This is a genomic window from Kitasatospora sp. NBC_01302 (assembly GCF_035976515.1).
GTDB lineage: Bacteria > Actinomycetota > Actinomycetes > Streptomycetales > Streptomycetaceae > Kitasatospora.
Window position 1 is genome coordinate 5,868,097 of record NZ_CP108404.1, and the last position, 14,454, is coordinate 5,882,550.

12 protein-coding genes are annotated in these 14,454 nt (G+C 72.6%); 7 read left to right on the plus strand and 5 right to left on the minus strand.

Annotated features, from left to right (window positions below):
• The first annotated feature begins 449 nt into the window (after positions 1-449).
• From OG294_RS25765 to OG294_RS25775, 3 genes are all read left to right on the plus strand, one after another.
• Complete coding sequence (locus OG294_RS25765) at positions 450-1,316, plus strand: rhomboid-like protein (RefSeq protein ID WP_327068915.1); 867 nt, start codon at positions 450-452, stop codon at positions 1,314-1,316.
• A gap of 140 nt (positions 1,317-1,456) precedes the next feature.
• Positions 1,457-3,865 carry an endopeptidase La gene (gene lon, locus OG294_RS25770; RefSeq protein WP_327068916.1) on the plus strand — a complete coding sequence of 803 codons (2,409 nt, stop codon included), beginning with the start codon at positions 1,457-1,459 and terminating at the stop codon, positions 3,863-3,865.
• Positions 3,866-4,014: 149 nt separating this feature from the next.
• Entirely contained in the window at positions 4,015-4,539 is a 525-nt protein-coding gene (locus OG294_RS25775) for a GtrA family protein (RefSeq protein ID WP_327068917.1), read from the plus strand.
• 7 nt (positions 4,540-4,546) lie between these two features.
• Here OG294_RS25775 and OG294_RS25780 read toward each other — a convergent pair whose 3' ends face one another.
• The gene (locus OG294_RS25780; RefSeq protein WP_327068918.1) at positions 4,547-5,605 is read right to left on the minus strand and encodes a DUF3533 domain-containing protein; all 1,059 of its coding nucleotides are present in this window, start codon (positions 5,603-5,605) and stop codon (positions 4,547-4,549) included.
• On the opposite strand from OG294_RS25780, the gene OG294_RS25785 reads away from it, so the two are divergent.
• The 3 genes from OG294_RS25785 (at position 5,597) to OG294_RS25795 (ending at position 7,980) form a co-directional block, all read left to right on the plus strand.
• A complete protein-coding gene (locus OG294_RS25785) occupies positions 5,597-5,779 on the plus strand; it encodes a hypothetical protein (RefSeq protein WP_327068919.1) in 183 nt (60 codons plus the stop codon). The genes OG294_RS25780 and OG294_RS25785 overlap by 9 nt on opposite strands.
• Entirely contained in the window at positions 5,764-6,249 is a 486-nt protein-coding gene (locus tag OG294_RS25790; protein WP_327068920.1) for a MarR family winged helix-turn-helix transcriptional regulator, read from the plus strand. Before OG294_RS25785 ends, OG294_RS25790 begins: the two co-directional genes overlap by 16 nt.
• 126 nt (positions 6,250-6,375) lie before the next feature.
• The gene (locus OG294_RS25795; protein WP_327068921.1) at positions 6,376-7,980 is read left to right on the plus strand and encodes an MDR family MFS transporter; all 1,605 of its coding nucleotides are present in this window, start codon (positions 6,376-6,378) and stop codon (positions 7,978-7,980) included.
• Here OG294_RS25795 and OG294_RS25800 read toward each other — a convergent pair.
• The 3 genes from OG294_RS25800 to OG294_RS25810 form a co-directional block, all read right to left on the minus strand.
• Entirely contained in the window at positions 7,964-8,437 is a 474-nt protein-coding gene (locus OG294_RS25800) for a hypothetical protein (RefSeq protein ID WP_327068922.1), read from the minus strand. The two genes, OG294_RS25795 and OG294_RS25800, sit on opposite strands and share 17 nt — an antisense overlap.
• Before the next feature lie 142 nt (positions 8,438-8,579).
• The gene (locus tag OG294_RS25805; RefSeq protein WP_327068923.1) at positions 8,580-8,822 is read right to left on the minus strand and encodes a hypothetical protein; all 243 of its coding nucleotides are present in this window, start codon (positions 8,820-8,822) and stop codon (positions 8,580-8,582) included.
• 10 nt (positions 8,823-8,832) lie between these two features.
• A complete protein-coding gene (locus OG294_RS25810; protein ID WP_327068924.1) occupies positions 8,833-10,098 on the minus strand; it encodes an inorganic phosphate transporter in 1,266 nt (421 codons plus the stop codon).
• Positions 10,099-10,444: 346 nt separating this feature from the next.
• On the opposite strand from OG294_RS25810, the gene OG294_RS25815 reads away from it, so the two are divergent.
• A complete protein-coding gene (locus OG294_RS25815; protein ID WP_327068925.1) occupies positions 10,445-12,082 on the plus strand; it encodes a C40 family peptidase in 1,638 nt (545 codons plus the stop codon).
• Positions 12,083-12,149: 67 nt separating this feature from the next.
• Here OG294_RS25815 and OG294_RS25820 read toward each other — a convergent pair whose 3' ends face one another.
• A complete protein-coding gene (locus OG294_RS25820) occupies positions 12,150-14,432 on the minus strand; it encodes an FdhF/YdeP family oxidoreductase (protein ID WP_327068926.1) in 2,283 nt (760 codons plus the stop codon).
• Positions 14,433-14,454 lie beyond the last annotated feature (22 nt).

The following is a 14,454-nucleotide window of genomic DNA, read 5'->3' on the forward strand; positions in this document are numbered from 1 at the left end:
CCGGTTCTGGCACCCCGGCTCCGCCAAGCACGGGTGGACCGCGGCCTGACCGCCGGTCCGGGCGCGCACACCTCGCAGCGTACGGACACCCGGCGAGCACCGGCAGGTGGTCCGCGGATTTCCGGTCCGCGGGCCGTCACACGCGCCCCGGGGACCCGGTACGGGCCGCTACCTTACCCGTCCATGTCGCCTCACCGTAACGGTGTGTATGCGGGAACCCTGCAGGTGGTCCCGGCGCGGGGGGCGGTCGGCTTTGGTCCGTACCAACTCCTGAACTGCCGTAACGGGGACGGCAGGCAGATCCTCAGCGGACTCTCAGACGTACGTCGTACCGTGGACGAATTCAGCCAACGATGGCACGGTGTGCACGCGCAGCGAGCGTTCGGGCGCACCGGGTGCGGCCGTGGCACGGTCCGCCGGGTACATCGGCAGTGAGGGACGGAGGCGCCATGGCGGACGCGTCGTTCGGTGCGTCGGCGGGTGCGCCGACGGGCCCGGTCCCGGCGGCATCGCCGGCCCCCGCGGCACCGGCGCGGGCATGGGCGGCGGGCCGCCCGGGCGGCCGTCGGCTGCCCGTCGCACCGCTGGCCTGCCTGCGGTTCGGGCTGCGCGAGGTTCCGCTGCAGTGGGTGCTGGAACGGCTGCCCACCCCGCGGCGCAACCCCTTCGCCGTCGGCTACCTGGTGGTGCTGGCCGGCACCACCGTCTTCGCCCAGGCGGCCAGCCCGGACCTGGTGCACCAGTTGCAGACCATGTCCAGCACCGACGGCCACCACCTGCTGCACACCCCTCTGCGCTCGCTGCTGATGAGCGGGCTCTGGGTGGCCGGGCCGGCCTGGATGCCCTATCTGTGGGCCTTCGCCTTCACCGTCGCCCCGCTGGAGCGGCGGGTCGGCTCGCTGCGCGCGGCCGGGGTCTTCGCCGCCGGGCACGTGGTCGGCACCCTGCTCTCCCAGCTGGTGGTGGCGATCGCGGTGGCCACCGGCAAGGTCGGGCCGAGCATGCTGGACGAGCTGGACATCGGCGTCAGCTACGGCGTGCTGGCCAGCCTGGGCGCGATGGCCGGGTTGCTGCCGCCGCGCGGGCGCTACCTGGCGGTGGCCGGGGCGCTGCTGCTGGTCGGCCACCAGGTCCTCTCCAGCCCCGACCTGGTCACCGGGATCGGGCATCCGACCGCGCTGCTGGTCGGGATGGCGCTCGGGGGCGTGCTGCGCCGCACACCGCCGCCGCGTTCCGGCGGCGGGCGCGGCGGGATGGCGCGCTGGCTGTCGCGCTGGGCGCCGCGCCGGCTCGCGCTGCCCGACCAGTCGGCCTGACCGACCGGTCGGCGCCGCCCCTTCCCGGTCTTCTTCCCCCGGTCTTCCTTCATCGCTCAGAGCGAACAAAGTCCCGGGAACATCCAGCTCTCCCGAAGCCTTAGTCATGTCGACTCAAGTTCACTGACTGGGGAGAGATCATGGCATCGACGTCCGCTTCGCTCACCCTGCCCGTGCTGCCGCTCGACGACGAGGTGGTGCTGCCCGGCATGGTGGTGCCGCTGGACCTCAAGGACACCGAGGTGCGCGCCGCCGTGGAGGCCGCCCGGGCCGCCGCGCGGGCGTCGGTGGACGGCGGCAAGCCGCAGGTGCTGCTGGTGCCGCGGCTGGACGGTTCGTACGCGGCGGTGGGTTCGCTGGCCACCGTCGAGCAGGTCGGCCGACTGGCCGACGGCGAGCCGGCCGCGCTGGTCCGCGCGGTCCGCCGGGTGCGGATCGGGGCCGGCACCACCGGGCCCGGCGCCGCGCTCTGGGTGGAGACCACGCCGTTCAAGGAGTCCTCGGTCGGGATCCCGGTGGGCGGCCGGGCCGCCGAGCTGGTGAAGGAGTACAAGGCCGTCTCCACCCAGTGGCTGCGCAAGCGCGGCGCCTGGCAGATCGTCGACCGGGTGGCCGGCATCGAGGGCGTCGGCGAGCTGGCCGACAACATCGGCTACGCCCCCTTCGCCACCGCCGAGCAGAAGCTCAAGGTGCTGCTGGAGGCCGACCAGGTGGCCCGGCTGGAGTTCGCCCTGCAGCTGCTGCGCGACCACCTCGCCGAGGAGGAGGTCAACGACACCATCCGCAAGGACGTCGAGGAGGGCGTGGCCAAGCAGCAGAAGGAGTTCCTGCTCCGCCGCCAGCTGGAGGCCGTGCGCAAGGAGCTGGCCGAGCTGAACGGCGAGGCCGCCGACGAGGAGGGCGACTACCGCGCCCGGGTGGAGGCCGCCGACCTGCCCGAGAAGGTCCGCGAGGCGGCCCTCAAGGAGGTCGACAAGCTGGAGCGCTCCAGCGACCAGTCGCCCGAGGGCAGCTGGATCCGCACCTGGCTGGACACCGTCCTGGAGCTGCCCTGGAACAAGCGCAACGAGGACGCCTACGACATCACCGGCGCCCGCGCCGTGCTGGACGCCGACCACGCGGGCCTGGCCGATGTGAAGGACCGGATCGTGGAGTACCTGGCGGTCCGCAAGCGCCGGGCCGACCAGGGGCTGAGCCTGATCGGCGGGCGGCGCGGCGGCGCGGTGCTGGCCCTGGTCGGGCCGCCCGGTGTCGGCAAGACCTCGCTCGGCGAGTCGGTGGCCCGCGCGATGGGCCGCGACTTCGTCCGGGTCGCGCTCGGCGGTGTCCGCGACGAGGCCGAGATCCGCGGCCACCGGCGCACCTACGTCGGCGCGCTGCCGGGCCGGATCGTGCGGGCCATCAAGGAGGCCGGCTCGATGAACCCGGTGGTCCTGCTGGACGAGATCGACAAGGTCGGCTCGGACTACCGCGGCGACCCGGCCGCCGCCCTGCTGGAGGTGCTGGACCCGGCGCAGAACCACACCTTCCGGGACCACTACCTGGAGGTCGAGCTGGACCTGTCCGACGTGGTCTTCCTGGCCACCGCCAATGTGCTGGAGGCGATCCCGGAGCCGCTGCTGGACCGGATGGAGCTGGTCCGCCTGGACGGCTACACCGAGGACGAGAAGGTCGTCATCGCCCGCGACCACCTGCTGCCGCGCCAGCTGCAGCGGGCGGGGCTGCTGCCGCAGGACGTCACGGTCGAGGAGTCCGCGCTGCGCAAGCTGGCCGGCGAGTACACCCGCGAGGCCGGCGTGCGGACCCTGGAGCGGGCGGTGGCCCGGATCCTGCGCAAGGTCACCGCGCAGACCGAGCTGGGCGAGCGCGAGCTGCCCGCCGCGATCGGCGCCGACGACCTGCGGGCCCTGATCGGGCGCCCGCACCACACGCCGGAGGCGGCCCAGGAGCCGGCCGAGCGCCGCACCGCGGTGCCGGGCGTGGCCACCGGCCTGGCGGTGACCGGCGCCGGCGGCGACGTCCTCTACATCGAGGCCTCGCTGGCCGACGCCGAGACCGGCTCGACCGGCCTGACCCTCACCGGCCAGCTGGGCGACGTCATGAAGGAGTCCGCCCACATCGCCCTCTCCTACCTGCGCTCGCGCGGGGCGGAGCTGGAGCTGCCGGTCACCGGCCTGCGGGAGCGCGGCATCCACCTGCACGTGCCGGCCGGCGCCGTCCCCAAGGACGGCCCGAGCGCGGGCGTCACCATGACCACCGCGCTGGCCTCGCTGCTCTCCGGCCGCAAGGTGCGCACCGACGTCGCGATGACCGGTGAGGTCTCGCTGACCGGCCGGGTGCTGCCGATCGGCGGGGTGAAGCAGAAGCTGCTGGCCGCCGACCGGGCGGGGATCACCACCGTGATCATCCCCAAGCGCAACGAGCCCGACCTGGACGACGTCCCGGCCGAGGTGCTGGAGCGCCTGTCGGTCCACCCCGTGGCCGACGTCCGCGAGGTGCTCGCGCTGGCCCTGGAGCCCGCCGAGGTCCTGGTGGCCGCCGCGGCCTGACGGCGGGCGGCCTGCGGTCCGACCCCCGGCGCCGACAACGGCGCCGGGGGTCGGACCGCAGTGCCGCAGCGCAGCGACGCGGCCCCGCAGGGTCGCGGGAATGGGGAGTCGGGTGACGGGCGGCCCGGTAGTCATGCGACACTGCGCCAATGCCGTCGCCTACACAGAAAGCCCTGGCCAAGGTGCCTGGGCCGCTGCGCCCCTTCCTGGTGCAGCACCGAAGTCTGGTGAAGTTCCTAGTGGTGGGCGGGACGTGTTTCCTGCTGACGCTGGTGATCAACTACGGGCTCAGGTTCACCGTTTGCCAGAACAAGCCGCTCGTCGCACTGACCGTCGCCAACGCGATCGCCACGGTGGCTTCGTACCTGCTGAACCGGCAGTGGTCGTTCCGCTCGGAGGGCAGCCACAAGGAGGCCATCCCGTTCTTCGTGGTCAGTGCGGTCGCGGTCGGGGTCAACGACCTGCCGCAGGCCATCAGCCACTACGTGCTCAACCTGCGCACGCCGCACGTGACCCACTTCACCGCCGAGGTCTCCGACTTCCTGAGCGGCATGATCATCGGCACCCTGGTGGCGATGGCCTTCCGCTACTGGGCGATGAAGCGGTTCGTCTTCACCACCACCCGCAGCTCAGTGGTCTCCGAGTCCGCCGAGTCGTCCACGCCGGTGCACTGACCCGGGCTCACCCGGCGGTCGTCGTTCCCGGCTCCGACGGGGCGGTCATCTCCCGGCCGCCCCGGGGCCTGGTGCTCACCGCGACCAGTGTCACCGCCATCCCCAGCACCGCCCAGGCGGCCAGGACCAGCAGCGGGACGGTGAGATTGGTGGCGCCGAAGTAGGCGATCGACCTGGTCGCGTCGGTGCCCGCGCCGTTCGGCAGCCAGGCGCCGATCGCCCGCCAGAACGGCGGCATCAGCGGCGGCGGGTAGACCCCGCCGGCGCTCGGGTTGCCGAGCACCACGAAGAGCAGCACGGCCAGCCCGATGCCCACCAGGTCGAAGAGGCACTCCAGGGCCATCGTGACGGTCCCCACCGCGAAGACCACCAGGCTGCCCACGCCCCAGAGTCCCGCGGTGCTGCCGGGCAGCGCGTTCAGGATCGGCCCCACGATCAGCGCGCCGCCGAGCCCGGCCGCGATCGAGTACAGCGCCAGCACCCCGGTGCGGATCAGCGCGCGGTCACGGTTGGCGGGCCGGGAGCCGGCGCTGATGCCCAGGATCGAGGCGACCAGGTAGCCGCCCACGCACCAGCCGATCACCAGGTAGAACGAGGTCAGCCCGTTGGCGTCGCCCGGCGGCAGCGGGATCACGTCCTTGGTCTGCACGGTGCGGCCCTGGTGCTGCTCCAGCTGCGTGACGATGCTCTGGGCGGCGGTGGCGGCCGACTTGCCGCGGGCACCGGCCACCAGCAGGGTGTCCTGGCTGCCGGAGGGGTCGACGATCAGGGCCGCGTAGAGCTTCTGGTCCTTGATCCGGGCGACCGCGGTGGCCTCGTCGGCCACCGCAGTGGCGCGCACCGCCTCGCCCGGCACCTGGTCGAGCGCGCCGACCACCTGTGCCTGCTGCTGCGCCGGGGCCACCACGCCGATCGACAGGTGGTGCGGTTTCGGCTCGTGCAGCGCGCCGACGTACGAGGTGATGAAGGCGAGCTGGAGCAGCAGCACCGCGACCACCAGCAGTGCTGAGCGTCCGCTGACGGCGTCCTTGAGTTCCTTGACGAAGCCCTGGCTCTGGTGGGACATCAACTCTCCTCGATCGGCGGTGCGATGGGCGGAGAAAAACGGACCTTGCAGATAATTCATATCATCAAGCACTTTCCCGGCGATCCCTACCGCGCCGGGCTGATGGATACTGATCACGCGCCGGCGACCGGTGCCGCGCGGACGAGCGACGGGTTGGCGTGGACGAGCAACTGACGAACGGTGAGGTCGGCGCGGTCTACCGCGCGGTGGAGCGCGAGGTCGCGGTGATGTTCCGCCGGGGGCGGGCCCGTTCGGCCGAGATGTCCCGGCTGGTGCACCCCAAGCTGGAGGGGCTGGCCTACAGCCTGCTGGCCCACCTCGCCGAGGCCGGGCAGGTGCGGGTGACCGACGTCGGCGCGCACTTCGGGGTCGGCAAGGCGACGATCAGCCGGCAGATCAAGGCGCTGGAGGAGCTGGGCCTGGTGGCCCGCGAGTCGGACCCGCTGGACGGCCGGGTCTCGCTGGTCTCGCTCACCGAGGACGGCGCCCGTCGCTACCTGCGCGCCCACGAGTACCGGATCACCACGTTCCGCGCGATGCTCGCCGACTGGGAGCCCGCCGAGCTGCGGCAGTTCGCCCGGCTGCTGGCCCGGTTCAACGACACGGTGGCCGGTGCCGGCCGGTACGAGGAGCCGTTGGAGTAGCCGCCCGGTCCGCCGGGTTGCGAGGGCCGTCCGCCGTGACGGGGGTCCGGTGCGGCCGCGAAAAGGTTGCCCTGGTCAACTATCCTGACCTATGGTTGCCCTAGGCAACGATTTCTAAGGACCCCCATGACCAGCAGCCAGCCGGCCCACCGCCGTCACCACGGCGCGGCCGACTCCGACCGCCCGATGACGCACCGCGAGATTCTCGAAGCGCTCTCCGGGCTGCTGCTCGGCCTCTTCGTGGCGGTCCTCTCCTCGACCATCGTCTCCAACGCGCTGCCGACCATCCTCAACGACCTGCACGGCGGGGAGTCCGCCTACACCTGGGTGATCACCGCGGCGCTGCTCTCGCTCACCGCCTCCACCCCGATCTGGGGCAAGCTCTCCGACCTGGTGAGCAAGAAGCTGCTGGTCCAGCTGGCGCTGGTGATCTACATCGTCTCCTCCACCCTGGCCGGCCTCTCGCAGAACACCAGCGAGCTGATCGCCTGCCGGGTGCTCCAGGGGCTGGGCGCGGGCGGGGTGGTGGCGCTCGGCCAGATCTGCCTGGCGGCGATGGTCCCGCCGCGCGAACGCGGGCGCTACAGCGGTTACTTCGGCGCCGTCTTCGCGCTGGCCACGATCGGCGGACCGCTGATCGGCGGGGTCATCGTGGACACCGGCTGGCTGGGCTGGCGCTGGTGCTTCTACGTCGGCATCCCGTTCTCGGTGATCGCCATCATCGTGCTCCAGCGCACCCTGCACCTGCCGGTGGTGAAGCGGAAGGCGAAGATCGACTACCTGGGCGCGCTGCTGATCGCCGGTGCGGTCAGCCTGCTGATGGTCTGGGTCACGCTGGCCGGCAAGAACTACGCCTGGGGCTCCTGGCAGACCGTGGCGATGGTCGGCGGCGGGCTGCTGCTCGTCGTGCTCTTCGTCCTGACCGAGCGCCGGGCGGCCGAGCCGATCATGCCGCTCACCCTGTTCCGTCACCGCACGGTGAGCCTGGCCGCGGTGGCCAGCACCTTCGTGGGCATCGGGATGTACGGCGCCACCACTTTCCTGAGCCAGTACTTCCAGCTGGCCAAGGAGAAGACGCCGACCATGGCCGGCATCATGACGCTGCCGATGATCCTGGGCCTGGCCGTCTCCTCGGCCGTCGCCGGGCGGCTGATCACCAAGTACGGCAAGTGGAAGCGCTACCTGGTGGCCGGCACCTTCCTGCTCGCGCTCGGCTTCCTGCTGCTCGGCACCGCCCGGGCCGACACGGGCTACGGCCTGCTCTCGCTCTACATGGCGGCCACCGGCGTGGGCCTCGGCCTGACCTCGCAGAACCTGGTACTGGCGGTGCAGAACACGGTCACGGCCAAGGAGTTGGGCACGGCCAGCTCGACCGTCACCTTCTTCCGCACCATGGGTGGCGCGATGGGCGTCTCGGCGCTCGGCGCACTGCTCGGCACCCGGGTGACCCACTACCTGACCCAGAACCTGACCGCCGCGCACATCCCGCCGGCCGGCGCCGCCGCGCTGGGCGGCGGCGACCTGCCGGACCTGCACACGCTGCCCGCACCGCTGGTCCCGCTGGTCACCGATGCCTTCGGGCACGGGGTGGGCACCGTCTTCCTGGTGGCCTCGCCGTTCGCGGCGGTGGCCTTCCTGGTGGTGCTGCTGATCCGCGAGGTGCCGCTGCGCACGGCCTCGGCCGCCGCACCCGCACCCGCGCCGGCCGAGGCGGTCAGCGAGCCGGCGTGACCGGCGTGACCGGCGTGGCTGGCAGGGCCGGGACGGCCGGGGTGGCCGGGGCGGCGAGTCCGGCGCAGTAGGTCGGCCGGTGACCGCTGTCGTGCGCGGCGCTGTTCAGCACCAGCGCCTGGACCAGCAGCGGGACCAGCAGGACCGTCAGCACCAGCCAGCCCACCGGGTGCGTGCGCCTGGTCAGCAGCCCGCGGAGCAGCCAGAGGACGGCGCCCAGCGAGGCCAGTGCCCCGGCCCAGGCCAGCGCGAGCCCGTAGCCGGGGATCCCGTTGCTGTCGTGGCACTTGCTCATGACCTCGCGCACGAAGTGCGAGTCGGCCCACATCGCCAGGGCGCTGGCCGGGATCCCGGAGGCCGCCACCAGCAGTGGGTAGCCGATGCCGAGCAGCGGCGGGTGGCTGCGGTGCGCCGTGGTCGGCGGTGCGACCGGCACCGCAGTGGCGTAGTTGTTCATGATCCCCCTTGGTCGGCGCCCATCCTAGGCAGTGCCACACGGCCGGTTCGCGCAGGTCGCGCGCGGGGGAGCGGGTACGAGGAAGGCCGCGAGCTGCCCAGCAGCTCGCGGCCTTCCTCGTCCTGCGGGTGTCTCGGGGTCGTCAGCTCGCGATGAGCGTCAGGCCGTAGCCCACCGCGGCGGCGCAGGCGGCGAAGCAGACGCCGGCCGCGGCCAGCGCCACGGTGCCGCTGCCGCCGCCCGGGGCACTGGCCTTGGCGGCCTCGACGGCGGCCTCACGACGGGACAGGGCCAGGATGCCGAGGGCGAAGGCGCTCACCACGGCGACGGTGACCAGGAAGCTGACGCCCGCGGTGTCGGCCAGGGCGCTCCAGTTGATGTGCATGGCGAGCCCCTCAGGCGGCGACGGTGGCGGTGGGCGGGGTGGTGGGCGTGGCCGGCGGCGTCACCGGGGTGACGGTGATGCCGGGCGGCGTCACCACGGCCACGTCGGACAGTTCCGGCGAGAGCTCGGCGACGACCGGGAGCTCGGTGCCCTCGGTGCGCGCGCCCTCCTGCGGCAGCTCGTTGACGTTGCTCGCGGTCACCGGCTGGCGGCGCGAGAGCATCCACATCGCGCCCGAGCCGGCCACCAGCGCGGCGCCGACCAGCACGACGCCCCAGGTGCCCTGGACGGCGACGTAGGCGGCCGCACCGGCCACCACGGCGGCGGCGGGCAGGGTCAGCGCCCAGGTGTAGACCATGCGGCGGGCCATGCTCCAGTGCACCTGGGCCTTGGGGCCGCCCAGGCCCGCGCCCATGATGCCGCCGGAGACCACCTGGGTGGTGGACAGGCCGTAACCCATGTGCGAGGAGGTCAGGATCACCGCGGTGGTCGCGCTCTCGGCGGCGAAGCCCTGCGGCGCCTGGACGTCGGTCAGGCCCTTGCCCATGCTGCGGATGATCCGCCAGCCACCGCTGTAGGTGCCCAGCGCGATGGCCAGACCGGCGCTGGCGATGACCCAGGTGGGCGGCAGCGCGTGCTTGGGCAGCGCGCCGACCGAGACCAGGGTCAGGGTGATGATGCCCATCGTCTTCTGGGCGTCGTTGGTGCCGTGGGCCAGCGAGACCAGCGAGGCGGAGAAGATCTGGCCGGTCTTGAAGCCCTTGGTGGTGGTCTTCTCGTTGCCGCGCCTGGTGATGAGGTAGGCCATCTTGGTGGCGCCCCAGGCGGCCGCGCCGGCCACGATCGGGGAGGCGACGGCCGGGATGAGGATCTTGGTGACCACGGTGCTGAAGTTCACGCCGTCGAGGCCGACTCCGACGACAGTGGCGCCGATCAGACCGCCGTACAGCGCGTGCGAGGAGCTGGAGGGCAGGCCGCGCAGCCAGGTCAGCAGGTTCCAGAGGATCGCACCGACCAGCGCGGCGAAGATCACCGCCGGGTGGATGCCGGCCTTCTCATTGACGATGCCGCCGGAGATGGTGCTTGCCACCTTCACGGACAGGAAGGCACCGGCGAAGTTGAGGACCGCCGAGATGGTGACGGCGATCTTGGGACGCAGCGCGCCGGTGGCGATGGAGGTGGCCATCGCGTTGGCGGTGTCGTGGAAGCCGTTCGTGAAGTCGAAGGCCAGGGCCGTGACGATCACTACCGCCACCAGGAACGTGATGTGTTCCATTACCAAACAATCGTCGTAGTAGTCGGACTGTGGTTTCTGCTGCCGTGTTCAGCGCGACCGTAGGGATGGCGGGTGAACGGAAGGTTAACTGGGCTGGGACTCCGGGCTCCGTTTCCTTCCTGCACCTTACAAAGAGGAGTCTGTCAGGTGTCTGGCCTGGTCTTATGCGAACAACGTCCGGTTTGCTGCCGGATTGCTGAGATCTGTGTCACGGCCCGGAGGTGCCGAGAATTCATCCACGGGTACGGACGCTCCCTGCCGCAGCCGGTCCTTGGCATGGCAGGATCGGTCGGGGTTCGCCGTCGGCGGGCCGTGGGGTGTCACCGGACGTTGGGGAGGCGGGCCGATGCGTGCCGTGCGGCGCGAACACATGGTCGGGACTCAGCCGTGGCTGCGGGCCGCGCTGCGCTGCGGAGCGGTGCTCGCGATGGCGGCCCTGGTGCTGCCGCTGGCCGGGCAGAGCGCCTTCGCCGCCGGCGAGCCGGCGCCCGGCGCCTCCTCGGCGCCGTCCACCGCTGCGGGCGCCCCCGGTGCCGATCCGCTGGCCCAGGCCGAGGCGACGCTCGGCCCGCTGCTCGACAAGATCCACCTGCTCTACCAGAACGCCGAGGCCGCCACCGAGCAGTACAACGCCACCGCCCAGCAGTTGGCCACCCAGCAGATCACCGCGGCCGGCATCGACAGCAAGGTCGACGCCCAGCAGGCGCTGGTCGACCAGGGCATCGACGTCGCCTCGGAGATCGCCTCCGAGCAGTACCGCAACGGCGACCTCTCCGGCTTCGGCGAGCTGCTGCTGACCAACGACCCGTACCAGGCCGCCCACCTCGCGGCGCTGCTGTCCGCCGCCAGCCGTTCGCAGGCCGAGTTCATCGGTCAGCTGAAGAGCGACCAGGCGTCGCTGCAGCAGTTGAAGAAGCAGTCCGGCGACGCGGTCAACGCCAGCAAGGCGCTGCTCGCCCAGCAGGACCGGAACAAGGCCGACATCTCCCGCCAGCTGGCCACCGTCGAACAGGTGGTCTCCTCGCTCACCGGCGCCCAGCAGAACGAGCTCCAGCAGTTGGAGCAGCAGCAGATCGACCAGGCGCAGCTGGCCTTCCTGGCCTCCGGCGCGCTCGGCCAGGGGGAGCGCACGCCCTCGGCCGCCGGGCGCAAGGCGGTGGCCTACGCGCTCGCCCAGCTCGGCAAGCCGTACCTGTGGGGCGGCATCGGGCCCGAAGCCTACGACTGCTCCGGCCTCACCTCGCAGGCCTGGCTGAGCGCGGGCGTGCAGATCCCGCGCACCAGCCAGGACCAGTGGGCCCAGCTGCCGCACGTCCCGCTGAACCAGCTGCGCCCCGGTGACCTGGTGGTCTACTACGAGAGCGCCGAGCACGTCGCGATGTACATCGGCGGCGGACTGGTCGTGCAGGCCCCGCACACCGGCGCGTTCGTGCGGGTCTCGCCGATCGGCATGGCGCCGATCCTGGGCGCGGTGCGGCCCGACCCGCAGAACGCCTCGGACGAGGCGGGCGGCGCCTGGAAGGTGCCCGCCACGCTGCAGGACGCCGAGACGATCACGCCGATCGCCCCTGGCCCGGCCACCGCGCCCGGCCTGCCGAGCGAGCCGCCGCTGCCCGCGCTGCTGCCGGTGGTGCCGATCAGCCCGTCGGCGCCGCCGTCCGCCGCCAAGCCCTCGCCCGGCTCCTCCTCGCCCTCCGGTGCCTCGCCCTCCGGCGGCTCCCCGTCGCCGGCCGGCCCGGGGCCGGCCGCGCCGTCGGGCAGCACCTCGCCGACGCCGTCCGGGTCGCCCTCGGGTACCGCGCCGGTGAGCGCCTCGCCGTCGGGCAGCACCTCGCCGACGCCGTCCGGGTCGCCCTCCGGCACCGCGTCGGTGGGCCCCTCGCCCTCGGGCAGCGGTTCGGGCAGCCCGTCGGCCTCGCCCTCGGGCACCGCGCCGGTGAGCGGTCCGCCCTCGGGCACGCCGTCCGACAGCCCCTCGCACTGACCGGGCGCCGGCCGAGCACTGACCGCGCGGGCCCGTCGGTCCTGGTGACCGACGGGTCCGGTGTGGATCAGGCCCCGCTGTCCGGCTCGAAGCGGATCACCACGGCCTTGGAGGTGGGCGTGTTGCTGATCTCGGCCGTCGAGTCGAGCGGGACCAGCACGTTGGTCTCCGGGTAGTAGGCCGCCGCGCCGCCGCGGGCGACCGGGTAGTGCACCACCTTGAAGTGCGGCGCGCGCCGGTCCACCCCGTCGCGCCACTCGCTGACCAGGTCCACGTAGCCGCCCTCGGTCAGGCCGAGTTCGGCCGCGTCCGCCGGGTTGACCAGCACCACCCGCCGACCGCCGGTGATGCCCCGGTAGCGGTCGTCCAGGCCGTAGATGGTGGTGTTGTACTGGTCGTGCGAGCGCAGCGTCTGCAGCAGCAGCCGCCCGGCGGGGACCTCGGGAGCGGTCAGCTCGTTGACGGTGAAGTTGGCCTTGCCGGTGGCGGTGGGGAAGGTGCGCGAGTCGCGCGGGCCGTGCGGCAGCGCGAAGCCGCCCGGCGCCTTGACCCTGGCGTTGAAGTCGGTGAAGCCCGGCACCACGCCCGCGATCCGGTCGCGGATGCTGCCGTAGTCGGCGGCGAACTCCTCCCACGGGATCGGGTCCGCCGGGCCGAGCGCGGCGCGGGCCAGCCGGCAGACGATCGCCGTCTCGGAGAGGATGCCGGGGGCCGGCGGACGCAGCCGGCCCTGCGAGGAGTGGACCATGCCCATCGAGTCCTCGACGGTGACGAACTGGTCGCCGCGCTCGGTGGTGTCCCGGTCGGTGCGCCCGAGGGTGGGCAGGATCAGCGCCCGGGCGCCGGTGACCAGGTGCGAGCGGTTGAGCTTGGTGGAGACCTGCACGGTCAGCCGGCAGTTGCGCAGCGCGGCCTCGGTGACCTCGGTGTCCGGGGTGGCCGCGACGAAGTTGCCGCCCATCGCGAAGAAGACCTTGACCCGCCCGTCGCGCATCGCCCGGATCGACTCCACCGCGTCGTAGCCGTGCTCGCGCGGCGGCCGGAAGCCGAACTCCCGCTCCAGCGCGTCCAGGAAGGCGGGCGCGGGGCGCTCGAAGATGCCCATGGTCCGGTCGCCCTGCACGTTGCTGTGCCCGCGCACCGGGCAGACTCCGGCGCCGGGGCGGCCCACATTGCCGCGCAGCAGCAGGAAGTTGACCACCTCGCGGATGGTCGGCACCGAGTGCTTGTGCTGGGTCAGGCCCATCGCCCAGCAGACGATGACCTTCTTCGACGCCAGGACGTGCCGGGCCAGCTCCTCGATCTGCTCCCAGGGCAGACCGGTTGCGGCGAGCACCTGCTGACGGTCCGTCGACTCCGCCTCGGCGGCGAACTCCTCGAAGCCGTGGCAGTGCTCGGCGACGAAGGCCGTATCGACGCCGCCGTCGGCGGCCAGGATCAGCTGGTTGAGCGCGCGGAACAGCGCGAGGTCGCCGCCGAGGCGGATCTGCAGGAACAGGTCGGTGAGCTTGGTGCCGCCGCCGACCAGGCCGCGGGCGTGCTGCGGGTTCTTGAACCGCTCCAGGCCGGCCTCCGGCAGCGGGTTGACGCTGACGATGGTCGCGCCGGCCCGCTTGGCCCGCTCCAGCGCGGAGAGCATCCGGGGGTGGTTGGTGCCCGGGTTCTGGCCCGCCACGATGATCAGGTCGGCCTGGTAGAGGTCCTTGAGGCTGACGCTGCCCTTGCCCACCCCGAGGGTCTCCACCAGCGCCGAACCCGAGGACTCGTGGCACATGTTGGAGCAGTCCGGCAGGTTGTTGGTGCCCAGCTTGCGGGCGAAGAGCTGGTAGCTGAAGGCGGCCTCGTTGCTGGTGCGGCCCGAGGTGTAGAAGGCGGCGCCGTCGGGGGTGTCGAGCGCGTTGAGCTCCTCGGCGATGATCGCGAAGGCCTCGTCCCAGCCGATCGGCGCGTAGTGGGTGGCGCCCTCGGCCAGCAGCATCGGCTCGGTGAGCCGGCCCTGCTGGCCGAGCCAGTAGCCGGAGCGCCCGGCCAGCTCGGCCACCGGGTGCTCGGCGAAGAACGCCCGGGTGATCCGGCGCTCGGTGGCCTCCTCGGCCACCGCCTTGGCGCCGTTCTCGCAGAACTCGGCGGCGTGCGGCTTGTCCGGCTCCGGCCAGGCGCAGCCGGGGCAGTCGAAGCCGCCGTGCTGGTTGACCTTGGTCAGGGTGGCCAGTGTGCGGCGGGGGCTCATCTGCTCGTGCGCCATCGACAGGCTCTGCCGCACGGCCTTGAGCCCTGCGGCGGCGTTCTGCGGGGCGCCGACCTCGGGGGCGTCCTGCGCCGGGTCGCTCTGCGGAGCCTGCTTGGCCATTGTCGCCCACCTCCAGCTTGGG

What these genes read in the sequence shown, in the direction of transcription:
- OG294_RS25795 (WP_327068921.1), top strand. Translation starts at nt 6,376, where the DNA reads ATGACCAGCAGCCAGCCGGCCCACCGCCGTCACCACGGCGCGGCCGAC.
- OG294_RS25815 (WP_327068925.1), top strand. Translation starts at nt 10,445, where the DNA reads ATGCGTGCCGTGCGGCGCGAACACATGGTCGGGACTCAGCCGTGGCTG.
- OG294_RS25765 (WP_327068915.1), top strand. Translation starts at nt 450, where the DNA reads ATGGCGGACGCGTCGTTCGGTGCGTCGGCGGGTGCGCCGACGGGCCCG.
- OG294_RS25780 (WP_327068918.1), bottom strand. Translation starts at nt 5,605, where the DNA reads ATGTCCCACCAGAGCCAGGGCTTCGTCAAGGAACTCAAGGACGCCGTC.
- OG294_RS25775 (WP_327068917.1), top strand. Translation starts at nt 4,015, where the DNA reads ATGCCGTCGCCTACACAGAAAGCCCTGGCCAAGGTGCCTGGGCCGCTG.
- OG294_RS25810 (WP_327068924.1), bottom strand. Translation starts at nt 10,098, where the DNA reads ATGGAACACATCACGTTCCTGGTGGCGGTAGTGATCGTCACGGCCCTG.
- lon (WP_327068916.1), top strand. Translation starts at nt 1,457, where the DNA reads ATGGCATCGACGTCCGCTTCGCTCACCCTGCCCGTGCTGCCGCTCGAC.
- OG294_RS25820 (WP_327068926.1), bottom strand. Translation starts at nt 14,432, where the DNA reads ATGGCCAAGCAGGCTCCGCAGAGCGACCCGGCGCAGGACGCCCCCGAG.
- OG294_RS25800 (WP_327068922.1), bottom strand. Translation starts at nt 8,437, where the DNA reads ATGAACAACTACGCCACTGCGGTGCCGGTCGCACCGCCGACCACGGCG.
- OG294_RS25805 (WP_327068923.1), bottom strand. Translation starts at nt 8,822, where the DNA reads ATGCACATCAACTGGAGCGCCCTGGCCGACACCGCGGGCGTCAGCTTC.